The 15,720-nt window shown below is 70.7% G+C and carries 15 protein-coding genes and 1 pseudogene; 8 read left to right on the top strand and 8 right to left on the bottom strand.

Annotation, left to right across the window (positions count from 1 at the left end; all coding sequences use genetic code 11):
• Together JHN63_RS05855 and JHN63_RS05850 are read right to left on the bottom strand one after the other, a co-directional pair.
• Positions 1-463 (bottom strand): annotated as a pseudogene (locus tag JHN63_RS05855) (hypothetical protein); the annotation flags it as partial.
• On the bottom strand, positions 460-1,317 hold the full coding sequence (locus tag JHN63_RS05850) for a MoxR family ATPase (protein WP_200677605.1): 858 nt from the start codon (positions 1,315-1,317) through the stop codon (positions 460-462). The pseudogene JHN63_RS05855 and the gene JHN63_RS05850, both read right to left, overlap by 4 nt.
• A gap of 149 nt (positions 1,318-1,466) precedes the next feature.
• Here JHN63_RS05850 and JHN63_RS05845 point away from each other — a divergent pair, with 149 nt between their 5' ends.
• Entirely contained in the window at positions 1,467-2,036 is a 570-nt protein-coding gene (locus tag JHN63_RS05845; protein WP_200677604.1) for a TetR/AcrR family transcriptional regulator, read from the top strand.
• Positions 2,037-2,210: 174 nt separating this feature from the next.
• Here the strand turns inward: JHN63_RS05845 and JHN63_RS05840 are convergent, their stop codons facing one another.
• Together JHN63_RS05840 and JHN63_RS05835 are read right to left on the bottom strand one after the other, a co-directional pair.
• Entirely contained in the window at positions 2,211-3,521 is a 1,311-nt protein-coding gene (locus JHN63_RS05840; protein ID WP_200677603.1) for an FtsX-like permease family protein, read from the bottom strand.
• 3 nt (positions 3,522-3,524) lie between these two features.
• On the bottom strand, positions 3,525-4,307 hold the full coding sequence (locus tag JHN63_RS05835; RefSeq protein ID WP_200677602.1) for an ABC transporter ATP-binding protein: 783 nt from the start codon (positions 4,305-4,307) through the stop codon (positions 3,525-3,527).
• A 234-nt stretch (positions 4,308-4,541) separates the two neighbouring features.
• Between JHN63_RS05835 and JHN63_RS05830 the strand changes: the two genes are divergently transcribed.
• From JHN63_RS05830 to JHN63_RS05805, 6 genes are all read left to right on the top strand, one after another.
• Positions 4,542-5,099, top strand: coding sequence for a DUF4232 domain-containing protein (locus tag JHN63_RS05830; RefSeq protein WP_307781823.1), 558 nt, complete (start codon positions 4,542-4,544; stop codon positions 5,097-5,099).
• On the top strand, positions 5,096-5,464 hold the full coding sequence (locus tag JHN63_RS05825; RefSeq protein WP_200677600.1) for a hypothetical protein: 369 nt from the start codon (positions 5,096-5,098) through the stop codon (positions 5,462-5,464). The genes JHN63_RS05830 and JHN63_RS05825 overlap by 4 nt, the downstream gene beginning before the upstream one ends.
• A 61-nt stretch (positions 5,465-5,525) precedes the next feature.
• Positions 5,526-6,206, top strand: a complete 681-nt coding sequence (locus tag JHN63_RS05820; protein WP_200677599.1) for an ABC transporter permease — start codon at positions 5,526-5,528, stop codon at positions 6,204-6,206.
• The gene (locus tag JHN63_RS05815; protein ID WP_200677598.1) at positions 6,203-6,874 is read left to right on the top strand and encodes an ABC transporter permease; all 672 of its coding nucleotides are present in this window, start codon (positions 6,203-6,205) and stop codon (positions 6,872-6,874) included. The genes JHN63_RS05820 and JHN63_RS05815 overlap by 4 nt, the downstream gene beginning before the upstream one ends.
• A complete protein-coding gene (locus tag JHN63_RS05810) occupies positions 6,871-7,806 on the top strand; it encodes an ABC transporter substrate-binding protein (protein WP_200677597.1) in 936 nt (311 codons plus the stop codon). The genes JHN63_RS05815 and JHN63_RS05810 overlap by 4 nt, the downstream gene beginning before the upstream one ends.
• A 40-nt stretch (positions 7,807-7,846) precedes the next feature.
• Positions 7,847-8,425 carry a hypothetical protein gene (locus tag JHN63_RS05805; protein WP_200677596.1) on the top strand — a complete coding sequence of 193 codons (579 nt, stop codon included), beginning with the start codon at positions 7,847-7,849 and terminating at the stop codon, positions 8,423-8,425.
• Between the two features lie 15 nt (positions 8,426-8,440).
• Here the strand turns inward: JHN63_RS05805 and JHN63_RS05800 are convergent, their stop codons facing one another.
• Positions 8,441-9,595: a betaine/proline/choline family ABC transporter ATP-binding protein gene (locus JHN63_RS05800; RefSeq protein ID WP_200677595.1), complete on the bottom strand. Its 1,155-nt coding sequence runs from the start codon at positions 9,593-9,595 to the stop codon at positions 8,441-8,443.
• 163 nt (positions 9,596-9,758) lie between these two features.
• Here JHN63_RS05800 and JHN63_RS05795 point away from each other — a divergent pair, with 163 nt between their 5' ends.
• On the top strand, positions 9,759-12,791 hold the full coding sequence (locus JHN63_RS05795) for an alpha-L-rhamnosidase (protein ID WP_200677594.1): 3,033 nt from the start codon (positions 9,759-9,761) through the stop codon (positions 12,789-12,791).
• On the opposite strand, the gene JHN63_RS05790 is transcribed toward JHN63_RS05795, so the two are convergent.
• From JHN63_RS05790 to JHN63_RS05780, 3 genes are read right to left on the bottom strand one after another with little or no spacing between them, the layout of a single operon-like run.
• Positions 12,764-13,432, bottom strand: a complete 669-nt coding sequence (locus tag JHN63_RS05790; RefSeq protein WP_200677593.1) for an LUD domain-containing protein — start codon at positions 13,430-13,432, stop codon at positions 12,764-12,766. The genes JHN63_RS05795 and JHN63_RS05790 overlap by 28 nt on opposite strands.
• On the bottom strand, positions 13,429-14,916 hold the full coding sequence (locus JHN63_RS05785) for a LutB/LldF family L-lactate oxidation iron-sulfur protein (RefSeq protein WP_200677592.1): 1,488 nt from the start codon (positions 14,914-14,916) through the stop codon (positions 13,429-13,431). The genes JHN63_RS05790 and JHN63_RS05785 overlap by 4 nt, the downstream gene beginning before the upstream one ends.
• Positions 14,913-15,704, bottom strand: coding sequence for a (Fe-S)-binding protein (locus tag JHN63_RS05780; protein WP_200677591.1), 792 nt, complete (start codon positions 15,702-15,704; stop codon positions 14,913-14,915). Before JHN63_RS05780 ends, JHN63_RS05785 begins: the two co-directional genes overlap by 4 nt.
• Between the last annotated feature and the right edge of the window lie 16 nt (positions 15,705-15,720).

Here is a 15,720-nt window from a genome sequence, read left to right as displayed (position 1 = left end):
GACCCTGGAGTGGCTGCGTCCGCAGACGCTGCTGGCCCGGGTGCGGACGCAGCCACTCCAGGGTCTGGTACGACGACCAGCCGTCCGACGTGGGGGAGTTGCCGTAGCCGCCGAAACCGTCGACGGCCTCCGCCGCCAACTGCCCCATCAGGGCACGGTCGTTGGCGGCCAGCGCCGCCGCGAGCCGGTCCCGCAGGTCCTCGCGGCCGGCGGGCTCGCCCTGCGGTGCCCCGATACCGCGCGGGAAGTAGAGGTCGAAGACCGGGTCGAACACCGGGCGTTGACCCGTGCCGTGCAGCAGTGTCGCCGCCAGTCCCTCGCGCAGCAGCTCGCGATCCGTGAACCCGAGCGCCTCCATCGCCTGCGCCGCGTCCACGGTCTCGCCGGTGCCGATGCGCAGACCGTGCGCGCGCAGCGCCCCGACGAGGCCCGTCAGCCGCTCGGTGACACCGGCGGCACTCACACCGCGTCCAGATCGAGCTTCGCCGCCGCCCTGAGGATGTCGTCCTGATGCTTGAGGAGCACGCCGAGGGTGTCCCGTACGACCGACTCGTCCAGCGTGTCGGCGCCGAGCGCCAGGAGGGTGCGGGCCCAGTCGATGGTCTCGGCCACCGACGGCACCTTCCGCAGCTCCATCTCGCGCAGCGCACCGACCACCCGGACCACCGACTCGGCCAGCGCCTCGCCGAGCCCCGGCACCTTCAGCCGTACGATCCGACGCTCCAACTCCTCGTCGGGGAAGCCGATATGGAGGAACAGGCAGCGGCGGCGCAGGGCCTCGGAGAGTTCGCGGCTGGCGTTCGAGGTGAGGACCACGAAAGGGCGACGGGTCGCGGTGATCGTGCCCAGCTCCGGGACGGTGACCTGGAAGTCGCTGAGCACCTCCAGCAGCAGGCCCTCCACCTCGACGTCCGCCTTGTCGGTCTCGTCGATCAGCAGGACCTTCGGGTCGTCGCCGCGGATCGCCGTGAGCAGCGGGCGGGGGAGCAGGAACTCCTCGCTGAAGATGTCGGTGCGGGTCTCGTCCCAGCTCTCGTCGCGGCCCGCGCTGATGCGGAGCAGCTGCTTGGCGTGGTTCCACTCGTACAACGCGCGGGACTCGTCGACGCCCTCGTAGCACTGGAGCCGGACCAGCCGGGCGCCGGCGACCTCGGCGACGGCCTTGGCGAGTTCGGTCTTGCCGACGCCCGCCGGGCCCTCGACGAGGAGCGGCTTGCCGAGGCGGTCGGCGAGGAAGACGGTGGTGGCGACCGCGGGCGAGGCCAGATAGCCGGTCTCGGCGAGGCGTGCGGCGACTTCGTCGACGGAACGGAACACGGGGCCTCCGGCGGATCACGGGTGACGCATCGGCGTGCGGCAACATATCTAAGCGCTTGTTCACCTCACTGTCACCCGGGATCCGGTGCCCGCGCAAGCTTGTACACCGATCGGTTTCCTCTTGGCCTCCGGCGCGGTAACCTCGCGGTATGGCCACGACAGACAAGGCGTCCACCCGGGACCGGCTGCTCGACGCGGCGGCCGAGCTCTTCTACCGTGACGGCGTCTCCATCGGCGTCGAGGCGCTGTGCCGGTCCGCCGGAGTCTCGAAGCGGTCGATGTACCAGCTCTTCGACAGCAAGGACGAGGTCCTGGCCGCGAGCCTGGAGCGCCGCGCCCCGGGCTACGCGGCGCGGCTCATGCCCGGCCCGGACGACGCCGGTACGCCCCGCGAGCGCATCCTGTACGTCTTCGAGCAGGCGGAGAAGTCCTCGACCGAACCCGAGTACATGGGCTGCCCCTTTCTCGCCGCACTGGTCGAGCTGAAGGACCCCGAGCACCCGGCGAGCGTGGTCGCCCGCGCCGCGAAGGAGGCGTTGCAGGAGGCCTTCCGCGCCCAGGTCGAGCTGGGCGGCGCACAGGATCCCGCCCTGCTGGCACGCCAGTTGATGCTGGTCTTCGACGGCGCGAGCGCCCGCGCCGGTGCGAAGCTGGAGTCCCTGGACGGGTTGACCGTCGAGACCGTGCGGACGTTGCTGGACGCGGCCGGGGTCGCCTGAGCGTCGGGAAGTGCCGTCGGTCGTCTGCGGCGGCCTCGTGGCGGAGCCGTATATCGATACCGCCCCGCGCCCTTGGGACGCGGCCGAACCCGGCGCATGTGGCCCGGCCTCCGTAGCCGCGACGAAGGGGCGGGTGCCGTAGCGCCTGCCCCTCCAGCACAGTGTCCGTCGTATTCACGCGGCCAATCCCACCGCCTCCACCGCAGGCGTACGCAGCACCCGCCGCGCCGTCAGCAGACTCGTCCCCAGCGTCACCGTCGCCGCCACCGCGACCACCGCGAGCCAGATCCCGAGCCCCTGGTGCGGCAGTACCGAGTCCGTGCGGACCACGGTGAACGGCACGATCCCCGCCAGTGCCGCCGCCGTGCCGGACAGCACCCCGGCGACCGTGAGGATCGCCGTCTCGACGCCGACGGTGCGCAGCACCTGCCCCGGTGTGGCGCCCGCCAGTCGCTGTCCGCCGAACTCGCGGGCACGGTAAGTCGTCGCCGCGTACAGCGAGTTGACCAGCATCACACAGACGAAGACCACGATGATGCCGACGACCGTGAAGTTGAGGGTCTCCAGGTTCTTCGCGTCCACCGACTTCCTCAGGCCCGACGCCTTCACCGCGTCGCTCTCCACCGCCTGCATGTACAGCGTCGCCGTCGACACCGCCGTGAACAGGATCAGCGACATCAGGATCCCGGCCAGCTGATCGGCCCGCTCGCGCAGGATGCGGACGGCCAACCACCCACTCGCACCGGCCAGTCGGAGCCGGTCGAGCAGCCCCTTCAGCAACCGCGGTGCCAGCAGGGCCAGTCCCACCGAGAGCAGGATCGCCCCGTACGCCGGCGCGGCCATCAACGCCGCGTCCGTCGCGGAGAACGCGAAGGTCACCGACACCGACACCACACCCGCGACCAGCGCGGCGTACGCGAGGAACGTACGTGCCCGGCCCCGCTGTCGCCGCCCGCGGGTCGCCCGCCGTACGGCCAGGAACGCGGCGCCCGCCGCGGCCAACAGGGTGATTCCCAGGCCGGATTGGAGGGCGAAGGGACCGAAGGAGTAGTCGACGGACCGCGCGACTTGACCGCTGTCCTGGAACACCCCGAGCAGCGCCCGCCCGCCGAGCATCGCGGGACCGACGGCGAGGACCGCGCCCAGCAGGGCGACGGCCACCGCCTCACCCACGACCATCCGCTTGAGCTGCGCCGGAGTCGCCCCCGAGCAGCGCAGGGTCTCCAACTCCCTTGACCGTTGCCGCACGTTGACCGTCAGCGTCGAGGCGACGGCGAAGAACACCAGCAGGGTGCCGTAACCGCCGACGACACTCGCCGACGTGGACAGCGTCTCGGTGCTGACCGAGTCGATGCCGGGCTGTGCCGCCGTGTCGTGCAGCGAGTTGAACGTCATGATGATCGCCGCGCCGAGGAACGCGGCCAGCAGTGTCGCCAGGAACCGCCCCGGCCGCCGCCGGATCGAACGCATCGCCAGTGCGAACATCGCTCACACCCCCACCGTCACGTCGTCGCCCAGGTGCGCCAGCCGTTCGGCGACCGCGTCGACGGTCGGCGCGTGCATCCGGCCGGCGAGCCTGCCGTCCGCGAGGAACACCACCGAGTCGGCGTACGAGGCCGCGACCGGGTCGTGCGTCACCATCACCACGGTCCGGCCGTGCACCCGCACCGCCTCCCGCAACAGCAGCAGCACGTCCCGCGCGCTGCGCGTGTCCAGGGCGCCGGTCGGTTCGTCCGCGAAGATCACCCGGGGTTCGGCGACCAGCGCGCGGGCGATCGCGACCCGCTGCCGCTGACCGCCGGAGAGCTGCTCGGGGCGGTGCCCGAGCCGGTCGCCGAGACCGACCGCGGTCAGGATCTCCCGGGCCCGTCCCCGGTCGACGCGCCGCCCGGCGAGCTTCAGCGGCAGCACGGTGTTCTGCGCGACGGTGAGCGTGTCGAGCAGGTTGTACTGCTGGAACACCAACCCGATCCGCCCGCGCCGGAAACGCGTCAGCTCGGCCTCGCTCCCGCCCGTCAGCTCCGCGCCGTCGACCATCACGATCCCGCTGTCCGGCCGGTCGAGCCCCGCCGCGCACTGCAACAGCGTCGACTTGCCCGACCCCGAAGGACCCATCACCGCGGTGAACGTGCCGCGCTCCAGGCTCAGCGTCACCCCGTCCAGGGCGGTCACGGCGCTGTCGTCACGGCCGTAGGTCCTGCTCACCTTGACCAGCCGCAGTGCCTCGGCGGCGGGTCCCTTGTCGTGCGTCCGTCGTGCGGTGCGAAACATCGCCATCACCCTCCGTGCGGCACGCCCTGTGCCTCGCCGACGACGCTACGGAGAGAGCCGGTTAGGCACATTGGGCGCAGAACCCGTATCGCGGGGTGTACTCAGCGACACCCTCGGGGTCGGGCGCGCGGGACCCGTTGTGACAGGGCTGTGACCGGAGGTATGGCTTCCGCCACAGCGGTCCCGCCCCCGTCTTGATCGACTCTGCGGATGCCGAGAAGGACGCCGAGAAGCGTGTACGACACCGTGCTGGTCGCGATGGTGGGGCTCCTCGTCGGGGCCGCCATCTGGACGGTCACGGAGGTGTCCTACGACGATCCCGCCGCCGGATGGTCCAAGCCGGGCCCCGTCTGCCCGGAGGAGGGCATCCGCGTAACGGCCGGACCGGTGAACCCCGCGATGGGCCTGCGCGCCATGGACCTCACCCTGGAGAACTGCGGCACCCGCGCCTACCGCGTCCAGGGCTACCCCGAGATCCGGCTGCTCGACCGGGACCAGCAGCACGTGACCGGTGTGTCGGTGATCCACGGCAGCGCCGGTATCGCCACGGTCACCGGCCTCGACGAACCACCGGCCGCGGTGACGCTCGCCCCCGGCGAGACCGCCTCCGCCGGCCTGCTGTGGCGCAACACCACCACCGGCTTTGAAGGCGCGGCCTACGTGCACTATCTGACGGTCGCGGCACGGTCCGGTTCCCTGCCGCTCCTCCTGACACCGGACGGCGGCCTCGACCTCGGGACCACGGGACGACTCGGCGTCGGTCCCTGGCGCACCACCGGAGGCACCCGATGACGGACCGGAGCACCCCCGTCGACGGCTTCCCGCAGCGCGTCCTGCGCCGCTCGCGCGCACACCGACGCGCCGACGCCATCGCGTGCGGGCTGCTCGTCGGCCTGGATATCTTCCTCGTCGCGCTGATCCTGCTGCTCGGCAGCGACGGCGTCTTCACCGAGGACTGGATGGGCTATGCCGGGATGATGGACTCCACGGCCGCCTCCTACCAGTACCACTGTGTCGTCTTCCTCTGCCGCGCCGAGGCCGTGACCGTCGCCCTGGCGATCGCCTGCCGCCTCTGGACCACCGCCGCCGCTCAACTCGTGGTCCTCACCTCCGCGGCGGTCTTCGTCGCCTCCCTCGCCACCTACTGGAACCCCTGACCGACGCCCGTACGGGTCACCAGAACGAGCCGCCCCCCGGCCCGCCCGATGCAATGGACCTGTGACCGCGCCCCCGGACGACTGCCTCGCCCGCAACGAGTGGATCTGCGGCGAGTACCTGAGCACCCGCCGCCACATCCTTCTCGACGCGGTCGGCCAGCACCTTCAGCTCACCGCGATCTCGGTGCTCATCGGCCTGGCCGTCGCGCTGCCGCTCGCGGTCGTGGCCCGCCGCTGGGGCTGGGCCGCGGGACCGGTGCTCGCGATCACGACGGTCCTCTACACCATCCCGTCCCTGGCGATGTTCTCCCTGCTCCTGCCGGTCTACGGCCTCTCCGCCACCCTCGTCGTCGCCGGACTCGTCCTCTACTCCCTCACCCTGCTCGTCCGCAACATCCTCGCGGGCCTGCGCGCCGTACCCGAGGAGACCCGACAGGCCGCACGCGGCATGGGCTACGGCCCGATCCGCCTCCTTCTCACCGTGGAACTGCCCCTCGCGCTGCCCGCCGCGATGGCCGGCCTGCGCATCGCCACCGTCTCGGCGGTCTCCCTGGTCACGGTCGGCGCGATCGTCGGCTTCGGGGGACTCGGTAACCTCATCTACGCGGGCATGAACACCTACTTCAAGGCCCAGGTGCTCACCGCGTCCGTGCTCTGCGTGGTGATCGCGATCCTGGCCGACCTGCTCCTCCTGCTCGTGCAACGGCTGATCACCCCCTGGACCAGGGCGGTGCGCGGATGAACACCCTGACCGACGCCTGGCACTGGCTCACCGACTCCGCCCACTGGAGCGGCGACGACGGCATCTGGCACCGGCTCGCGCAGCACCTCGTCCTCACCGTCGTCTGCCTGGTCATCAGCTGCCTGATCGCGCTGCCGGTCGCGCTCGTCCTCGGCCACCTCGGCAAGGGCGGCGCGCTCGCCGTCAACATCTCCAACATCGGCCGCGCGGTGCCCACCTTCGCCGTCCTGGTCCTGCTGCTCCTGACCCCGATCGGCAAGTGGGGCGAGGGCCCCACCGTCGTCGCCCTCGTCCTGTTCGCCGTACCGCCACTGCTCACCAACGCCTACGTCGGCATGCGCGAGGTCGACCGCGATGTGGTGCGGGCCGCACGCGGTATGGGCATGACGGGCAGTCAGATGCTGTTCCGCGTCGAACTGCCGCTCTCTCTCCCGCTGTTGATGAACGGCGTACGGATCGCGGCCGTCCAACTCGTCGCGACCGCCACCATCGCCGCACTCGCGGGCGGCGGCGGACTCGGCCGCATCATCACCGCCGGCTTCAACCTCGCCAACACCGCGCAGGTGGTCGCCGGGGCGGTGCTCGTCGCCGTGTTCGCGCTGCTCGTCGAGGGCGTCTTCGCGGTCACCGAACGGCTGGCACCCCGATGGGCGGGGAGAGCGCGATGAAGCGACGTCTTGCCGCGGCCGCCCTGCTCCTGGTCACCGGTTGCTCGACCGGCCCGTCCCTGGAGAACCAGGGCGCCGTCACCGCGCCACCCGGCGACAGCCACCACCTCACCATCGGCTCGGCCGGCTTCACCGAGAGCGACCTGCTCGCCCAGATGTACGCGCTGCTGCTGAAGCAGGCCGGCTACAAGACGTCCCTGCTCACCGTCGCCAACCGCGAACTCTACGAACCCGCCCTGGAATCCGGGCAGATCGACGTCGTACCCGAGTACGCGGCCACCTTCGCCGACTGGCTCAACGCCAAGACCAACGGCCCCGACGCACCGGCCGTCGGCTCACCCGACCTCACCACCACCATGAAGGCACTGCGCCGACTGGCCACGCCGCGCGGCCTGACCGTCCTCGACCCGGGGAAGGCCGTCGACCAGAACGCCTTCGCGGTGGCCCGCTCGTACGCGCGGGAGCACCATCTCAAGACGCTCAGCGACCTCGGCGCCTCGGGACTGAAGGTGCGGCTCGCGGCGGGCGACGAATGCGTCCAACGGCCGTACTGCGAACCGGGGTTGAAGAAGACCTACGGCATCGACATCACCGCCGTCGACCCGAAGGGCGTCGGCACTACCCAGGCCAAGAGCGCGGTGCGGAACGGGCAGGACCAGATGGTGCTGACCACGACCACCGACGCCACCCTCGACGGCTTCGGCCTGGTCCTCCTCACCGACGACAAGCACCTCCAGAACGCCGACTACGTCGTCCCGGTCGTCAACCGCTCCCGGGCGGGGAGCACGGGCGTGACCAAGGCGCTGGGGCAACTCAACGACGTCCTCACCACGGCCGACCTGGCATCGATGAACCAACAGGTCGACAGCTGGCGGCGGTTGGCGCAGGACGTGGCGCGGACGTATCTGAAGGACAAGGGTCTGTTGAAGTGAGGTTCGGGCCGTTGTCAGTGGCGGCTTGTAGCGTTCGGGCATGGGTGTCTATCTGATCGACGTCGGTGCGGAGGAGTGGCTGAGTGAGGACAGAGGGGAAGGGGGGATGGGCGCGATCGCCAAAGGGCTCGACGCGGAGCTGGCCCGGCGCGGGCTGCCGCCGTACACGTCCGTGCCCGAGCGGGACTTCGGGGCGGCGTTCGAGGAGAAGCTGAGCCCGTCCATGTTCGGGTTCGACGCGCTGTGCCGCAGCCAACTGACTCCGGCGGAGCGGGCGTTGATCGGTGACTGGTCGGTGCTGGTGCCGGTCTCGCTCGACGAGCAGATACGGCTGCCGATCAGCTCCGCGTACACGGACGAGACAGTGATCGCGGGAGCACCTCAAGTCCTCGCCGTCGCCGAGCGGTTGGCGGCGGCCCTCGAACTGCCCGTCGAGATACCGGAGATGTCCGGGAACCTCGCCCTGACCTTCTGGTTCCTGGAGGGCGAGGCCGAGGAGTTCGCCGCCGCCTCCCCCGGCCGCTGGAGCGAGAGCCTGGACACGGCTTTCTACGTCTCCCTGTACCTGCGCGCCGCCCAGCACTCACTGCGACAGGGCTGCCCCATCACCTACTCCTGAGCCGCGCAGCGATCCTCACGCGTCCGCCACCGAGTCGAAGTCCACCTGCCCGCGCGGCACTCCGAGCGCGTCCGCGTCGACGGACCGCCGGAGCGCCTCGTGCAGTTTCGCCGGAGTCAGGACGCCGAGGAAGCGTGCCCCGTCCAGCACGGCGACCCACCCGGCGTCGTGCTGGAGCATCACGCCGAACGCCTGCTTCAAGGGGGCGCCCACCGGTACCCACGCGTTCATCCGGTGGGCGCGGTCGCCGACGGTGCCGCCCGCGGTGAGTTCGTCGGCCTTGACCCAGCCCTGCAGTTCACCCTGTTGGTCGAGGACCACCGCCCACCGCGCGCCCTCCACCCGGAGCCGGTCGGCGGCCCGCCGGGCCGGTTCGTCCACCCGGGCGACCGGCGGCTGCTCCAGGTCGTCGGGCTCGATCTCCGTCACCGACAACCGCTTCAGCCCCCGGTCCGCGCCCACGAACTCGGCGACGTACGGCGTCGCCGGCTTGCCGAGCACCGCGCCGGGGGTGTCGTACTGCTCGATCCGCCCCTGCCCGTACACGGCGATCCGGTCACCGAGCCGTACCGCCTCCTCGATGTCGTGCGTGACCAGCAGCACCGTCTTGCGCACGGCGGCCTGCATCCGCAGGAACTCGTCCTGCAACTGCTCCCGCACCACCGGGTCGACGGCACCGAACGGCTCGTCCATCAGCAGCACCGGCGGATCGGCGGCCAGCGCCCGCGCCACCCCGACGCGCTGCCGCTGCCCGCCCGACAACTGCTCCGGATAGCGCGGACCGTACGTCTTCGGGTCGAGCCCCACCAGATCGAGCAGCTCGGCGGCCCGGGCCCGCGCCTTCGCCCGCTTCCAGCCGACCAGGGACGGCACGGTCGCCGTGTTGTCGAGGACCGTGCGGTGCGGGAAGAGGCCCACCTGTTGGATGACGTATCCGATACGGCGGCGCAGCTGCACCGGGTCGACGCCGGCGATGTCCTCGCCGTTCACGAGGATCCGGCCGGAGGTGGGCTCGATGAGCCGGTTGACCATCATCATGGTCGTCGTCTTGCCGCAGCCGGACGGGCCCACGAGCGTGACGAGTTCACCCTCGGACACCTCGAAGGACAGCCCGTCCACGGCCGTCGTACCGTCCGGGTACCGCTTGCTGACCTGCTCGAACCGGATCATGTCCTCACGCTAACGGCGCCGGTCCGACGCCGCCCATCAGCGAGGGCCTACCGGCTGGTGACCGGGGGTATGGCGACCTTGAACGGATGCGGAGCCACCTCTGCGGAGCCACTCCGTGTCAGCGGTACACCTCCACCTCCCGGCAGGCCGAAGGGACAACGGCATGGACGACGGAGCCGACGGAACGGCCCCCACAGAAGGAACCCCGTCGGCGGAGACCACGGTGTCGGACCTGACCGTGGAACACCGCACCGCCCCGCTCGGCGTCGACGCGGCACACCCCCGATTCGGCTGGCGCATGTCGTCCACCGCGCGCGGCCGGCACCAGACGGCGTATCGGATCATGCTCGCCACCACGGCCGAGCAACTCGCCCACGGCCGCGCCGACGTCTGGGACAGCGGCCGCGTCGACACGGCGGACTCGGTCGCCGTGCGCTACTCGGGCCCCGAACTGCGCGCCTCGACCCGCTACCACTGGACGGTGACGGTCTGGGACGAACACGGCCGAGCCGTCACCGCCGCAGCCACCGCCCACTTCGAGACCGGCCTCCTCAGCACCGACGGAGTCACCGGCTGGGACGGCGCGCGGTGGATCGGCATGGCGGGCAAGCGCCCGAACACCCCCGGAGCACCACTCCTGCGCCGCCAGACGGCACGGACCGGCGGCGAGGTGACCGAGGCCCGCCTGTACGTGTCCGCGCTCGGCGTGTACGACGCGTACGTCAACGGCCGACGTGTCCCGGTTCCGCAGGGCGACGGCACGACCTACGAGCTGCTGACCCCCGGCTGGACCAACTACGACACCACCGTCAACTACTTCACCTACGACGTCACGGACCTGCTCACGGACCCCTCGCAGGTCACCCTCGCGGCCGTGCTCGGCAACGGCTGGTACAACGGCCGTATCTCCGAGAACAGCGCCTACCACTCGGTCGACGGCAACTCCCTGGCCCTCAAGGCGAAACTCCTGATCCGGTACGCCGACGGCTCCGCCCAGACGGTCGTCACCGCACCCGGCGACGACTGGCGGGCCACCGACACCGGCCCCTACCGCGCCGACGACATCTACGACGGGCAGACCTACGACGCCCGCAGGGGACTCCCCGGCTGGACGACGAACGGCTTCGACGCCTCGGCCTGGTCCGCCGTGGCGGAGCGCGAACACCCCTTCCCGGACGCCCAGTTGGTCGCCTGTCCCGGCGAGAGCGCCCGCCTGATGCCCGAGTGGGACCGCAAGCCGCAGTCCGTCACCGTCCACACGGGAGCCACGGGAGCCACGGGAGCCACGGGAGCCACGGGACCTACGGGAGCCAGAGAAGTCACGGGATCCACGGACGCCACCCGGGCGACCACCCTCCCCGTCACCCTGCACCCCGGCGACACCGCCGTCATCGACCTCGGCCAGAACCTCGTCGGTGTCCCCCGCTACACCCTGCGCGGCCCGGCGGGTGCCCAAGTCACCCTCAAACCGGGGGAGATGCTCAACGACGACAGCGCGGGCGCCGACGGACCGGCGGGCTCGGTCTACCGCGCGAACCTGCGCACCGCCGAGGCGACCAGCACCTACATCCTCAAGGGCGACCCGGCCGGCGAGACCCACCAGGACTCGCTGACCTTCTACGGCTTCCGGTACGTCTCCGTCACCACGACCGAGACCGTGACCCTCGTCGACCTCACGGGCCGCGTGGCGACCTCCGCCCTCCACGACCTCGGCACCGTCACCACCGACGACACCGCCGTCAACCAACTGATCAGCAACGTCCGTTGGGGCCAGCGCGGCAACTACCTCTGGGTGCCCACCGACTGCCCGCAGCGCGACGAACGCCTCGGCTGGACCGGCGACACCCAACTCTTCTGCGCCACGGCCCTGTTCAACACCGACGCCGTCCCCTTCCTGAGCCACTTCCAGGACACACTGATCGACTCTCAGCACACCTACGGCGCGGATGAGGCCCAGTTCCCCTGGGCCGCCCCGGGCCACCGCTACAGTCGGCCGGTTCCCGCAAGCGGCTGGGCCGACTGCGGAGTGGTCGTGCCGTGGACCGTGTGGCAGATGTCCGGCGACACCACGATCATCGACCGCAGTTGGGCGGCGATGACCAAGTACCTCGACTGGATTCGACACCGCACCGGCGACACCCACGCCGGCCAGGGCGCGGTCTTCGGCGACTGGCTCGCCTTCCAGATCACCAGCACCCAACTCATCAGCGACGTCTACTACGGCTACAGCGCCCGCCTCATGGCGGACATGGCCCGCGCCACCGGCCGCACCGCCGAAACAGCCACCTACGAGCGGCTGTTCGCCCACATCAAACGAGCCTTCATCACCAAGTACTTCGCCACCGACGCCCTCACCGGACAGCTCACCGTCCGGTCGAGCCTCGGCGACCCACCACCCCACACACCGGGCAACAGCGCCGGCAAGACCGAGGACAACACCCAGACCGCCCTGCTCTGGATCCTCAAACTCGGCTTCTACGACAAGGAGTTCCAGCACCGTCAACTGGTCACCCTGCTCGCCGACAACATCGGCAACAGCCAGGCCTACAAAGCGGCCCACCCCGAGAGCACCCGCGTGGAGTACGCGGAGAACACCCTCTCCGTGGGCTTCCTCGGCGTGAACGTCATCGCCCCCGTCCTCACCGCCGAGGGCCGCGTCGACCTGGCGTACCGCCTCCTCCACCAGAACGCGATGCCGTCCTGGCTCTACTCGGTGGCCAACGGCGCCACCACCGTCTGGGAGCGCTGGAACTCGTACTCGAAGCAGGACGGTTTCGGTCCGGTCGACATGAACTCGTTCAACCACTACGCCTACGGCGCGATCATGGAGTGGATGTACGAGAGCATGGCCGGCATCGCCAAGGACCCCGAACACCCGGGCTTCAAGCACTTCTTCCTCCGCCCACACCCCGACCCGACCGGCGGGATCACCCGGGTGAGCGGCTCGCACGTCTCTCCCTACGGCGAGATCGTCAGCGAATGGGCCGTGCGGGAGGGGCAGTTGACGTACCGGGCGGTGGTTCCCGCGAACAGCACGGCGACCCTGCGCATCCCCGCCACCGACCCGGCGACCGTCCACGAGAACGGGAGGCCCCTGGCCGAGGCCCTGGGCGTCGAGTTCCTCGGCTTCGCGGACGGCACCGCGTCCTTCGAACTCCCCTCGGGTCGCTACGAGTTGACGTCCACGCTCGCCTGACCGCTCACCAGCACCACCTCCAGGGTGCGCGGACCGTGCACCCCCTCGACCCGGTCCAGCTCGATGTCACTGGTCGCGGACGGACCCGAGATCCACGTCAACGGGCGTGCCGGGTCGAGGCGTTGAAGGGCCTGGGGCACCGAGGACACCACCTGGTCCGGCACCCGTACGACACAGATGTGGTGGTCGGGGACGAGCGTGATCCGGCGGCGGCCCTGGTCCGGGCCGCCGTCCAGGACGATGGTCCCGGTCTCGGCGGCGGCCACCGCACACGCCGTGACGACACTGTCGACCCGGTCCAGCTCGTGCGGGGTGTTCTCGGCCCGGTCCGCGATCCGCTCGATGTCGGCCGCCGCGAGCCAGGAAGGCTCCAGACCCGGCGGCACGACGACCGTCTGCGAGCCCCGCTCGGCGAGCAACCCGGCGATGGTGGCGGCCAGTTCGGCCTCCGTGCACCGGTGCACGAGCGCCCGGTAGTCCGCCAGGTTCTCGGCGAGCAGGTCGACGGTCTGCTCGGCACTCCGATTCCCGTGCTCGCGCAGATAGTCGCGCTGTACGGCTTGCTCGTACGGGGTGTCGTCCTGTGGCACGTCCGCGAGCGCGCGCTCCACGCGCCCCAGGATCCGTTCCCTGCTGCTCACTTGGCGCCGTCCTTTCCACCGTGCGTGCGCTGCCACCAGTCGCGGAACGGCTCCGGGGGCACGGCGGGCAGGTCCCGGGTGCCGCTCCAGGCCTTGCCGGGTCCGGGCAGGGTCCGTGGGTGGAAGCGGCGGGTGCGGGAGGCGAGCCGCTGCCCGGTGCGCAGGGCGCCCGGGTGCGTGAACGTCCAGCGGGTCGCCCGCATGGCCGCGCGCTCGGCGGCATGGCCCTTGGCGGGTTGCAGGACGACCTTGTTGCCCTCGCGGGTCACTGGCCCGCCCTCCACCACCCGTTCCCGCAGATGCACCAGCACCTCGGGGATGTCGATGGCGACCGGGCACACCTCGTAGCAGGCACCGCACAGCGACGAGGCGTACGGCAGCGAGGCGTCGATCTCGCTTGCCGTGCCCCGGAGTTGGGGGCTGAGGATCGCGCCGATCGGGCCCGGGTAGACCGATCCGTAGGCATGGCCGCCGGCCCGCTCGTACACCGGGCAGACGTTGAGGCAGGCCGAGCAGCGGATGCAGCGCAGGGCCTGGCGGCCGACCTCGTCGGCGAGGGTGTCGGTGCGGCCGTTGTCGAGCAGGACCAGATGGAAGGTGCGCGGCCCGTCGCCGTCGGTCGTGCCGGTCCAGGTGCTGGTGTACGGGTTCATGCGTTCGGCGGTGGAGGAGCGGGGGAGGGTCTGGAGGAAGACTTCTAGGTCCTGCCAGGTGGGCACGATCTTCTCGATGCCGACGACCGAGATCAGCGTCTCGGGGAGGGTGAGGCACATCCGGCCGTTGCCTTCCGACTCGACGACGACGAGGGTGCCGGTGTCGGCGACCATGAAGTTGGCGCCGGAGATGCCGACTTTGGCGCGGAGGAACTTCTCGCGGAGGTGGAGGCGGGCGGCCTCGGCGAGTTCGGCGGGGGTGTCGGTCAGCCCGTCCGGCGCCGGGCGGCCCCACTCGCTCATCTCGCGGGCGAAGATCTCGCGGATCTCGCCGCGGTTGCGGTGGATCGCGGGCACCAGGATGTGCGAGGGGCGGTCCTTGCCCAACTGCACGATGAGTTCGGCGAGATCGGTCTCGTAGGCGCGGATGCCCGCCGCCTCCAGGGCCTCGTTGAGCCCGATCTCCTGCGTGGCCATCGACTTGACCTTGACGACCTCCGACTCGCCCGTCTCCTGGACGAGTCGAGTGACGATCCGGTTGGCCTCGTCGGCGTCGGCGGCCCAGTGGACGACACCGCCGGCGGCCGTCACCGACTCCTCCAACTGGACCAGATACCGGTCGAGATGACGGAGGGTGTGGTCCTTGATCTGCTTGCCGGCCTCGCGGAGCGCGGCCCAGTCGGACAGCTCCGCCACGGCCTTGGCCCGTTTGGCGCGGATCGTGTGGGTGGCGTGGCGCAGATTTCCGCGCAGCGTCTGGTTGTTGACGGCCTCATGGGCGGCCACGGGAAAGGCCGGGAAGGCCGGCATGCCGACGAACGTGCCGCTCATGCGTGTGTCTCCTCTTCCGTGACGGTCCCTGTCTCCGTGGCGGTCTCCGTTTCCGTGGCGGCCAGGATCTCCGCGATGTGCACCGGCCGCATGGCGGTGTGCAGCCGGGCCATCGTGCCGCCGACGTGCATCAGACAGGAGTTGTCCGCCGCGCACAGCACCTCGGCGCCCGTCGACTCCGCGTTGCGCACCTTGTCGGCGCCCATCGCCGCCGAGACATCGGCGTTCTTCACGGCGAACGTCCCGCCGAACCCGCAGCACTCGTCGGCACCGGGCAACTCGACCAACTCCAGCCCCTTGACGGCCTGGAGGAGCCTGAGCGGCCGGTCACCGAGGCCCAGGCTGCGCAGCCCGTGGCAGGTGGGGTGATAGGTGACCTTGTGCGGGTAGTAGGCCCCGACGTCGGTCACCCCGAGCACGTCCACGAGGAACTCGGTCAGTTCGTACGTCTTCGGCACCACCGGCGCCAACGTGGCCGCGAGGGTGTCACCGCGCCCTTCGGCCTCGGCCCTTTCCCCCATCCGCGGATACAGCTCCCGCACCATCGCCCCGCAGGACCCGGACGGCGTGACGATCGCCTCGTACCCCCCGAAGACATCGGAGAAATGCCGGGCGAGCGGTTCGGCCTCATGGCGGTAGCCGGTGTTGTAGTGCGCCTGTCCGCAGCAGGTCTGGGCCATCGGGAAGTCGACCTCGACGCCCAGTCTGGTCAGCAGTTTCACCACGGCGCGCCCGGTGTCCGGATAGAGCGTGTCGTTGACGCAAGTCAGGAACAGGGCGACACGCATCGCGGCTCCTTAATGG

The organism is Streptomyces sp. MBT65, assembly GCF_016612545.1.
Taxonomy (GTDB): Bacteria; Actinomycetota; Actinomycetes; order Streptomycetales; family Streptomycetaceae; genus Streptomyces.
This window is presented reverse-complemented; position numbering and strand designations above follow the sequence as displayed.

Coding starts and splice junctions, on each gene's coding strand:
- JHN63_RS05800 (WP_200677595.1), bottom strand. CDS start 9,595: ATGATCCGGTTCGAGCAGGTCAGCAAGCGGTACCCGGACGGTACGACG.
- JHN63_RS05845 (WP_200677604.1), top strand. CDS start 1,467: ATGGCCACGACAGACAAGGCGTCCACCCGGGACCGGCTGCTCGACGCG.
- JHN63_RS05835 (WP_200677602.1), bottom strand. CDS start 4,307: ATGTTTCGCACCGCACGACGGACGCACGACAAGGGACCCGCCGCCGAG.
- JHN63_RS05840 (WP_200677603.1), bottom strand. CDS start 3,521: ATGTTCGCACTGGCGATGCGTTCGATCCGGCGGCGGCCGGGGCGGTTC.
- JHN63_RS05785 (WP_200677592.1), bottom strand. CDS start 14,916: ATGAGCGGCACGTTCGTCGGCATGCCGGCCTTCCCGGCCTTTCCCGTG.
- JHN63_RS05805 (WP_200677596.1), top strand. CDS start 7,847: ATGGGTGTCTATCTGATCGACGTCGGTGCGGAGGAGTGGCTGAGTGAG.
- JHN63_RS05825 (WP_200677600.1), top strand. CDS start 5,096: ATGACGGACCGGAGCACCCCCGTCGACGGCTTCCCGCAGCGCGTCCTG.
- JHN63_RS05815 (WP_200677598.1), top strand. CDS start 6,203: ATGAACACCCTGACCGACGCCTGGCACTGGCTCACCGACTCCGCCCAC.
- JHN63_RS05780 (WP_200677591.1), bottom strand. CDS start 15,704: ATGCGTGTCGCCCTGTTCCTGACTTGCGTCAACGACACGCTCTATCCG.
- JHN63_RS05810 (WP_200677597.1), top strand. CDS start 6,871: ATGAAGCGACGTCTTGCCGCGGCCGCCCTGCTCCTGGTCACCGGTTGC.
- JHN63_RS05795 (WP_200677594.1), top strand. CDS start 9,759: ATGGACGACGGAGCCGACGGAACGGCCCCCACAGAAGGAACCCCGTCG.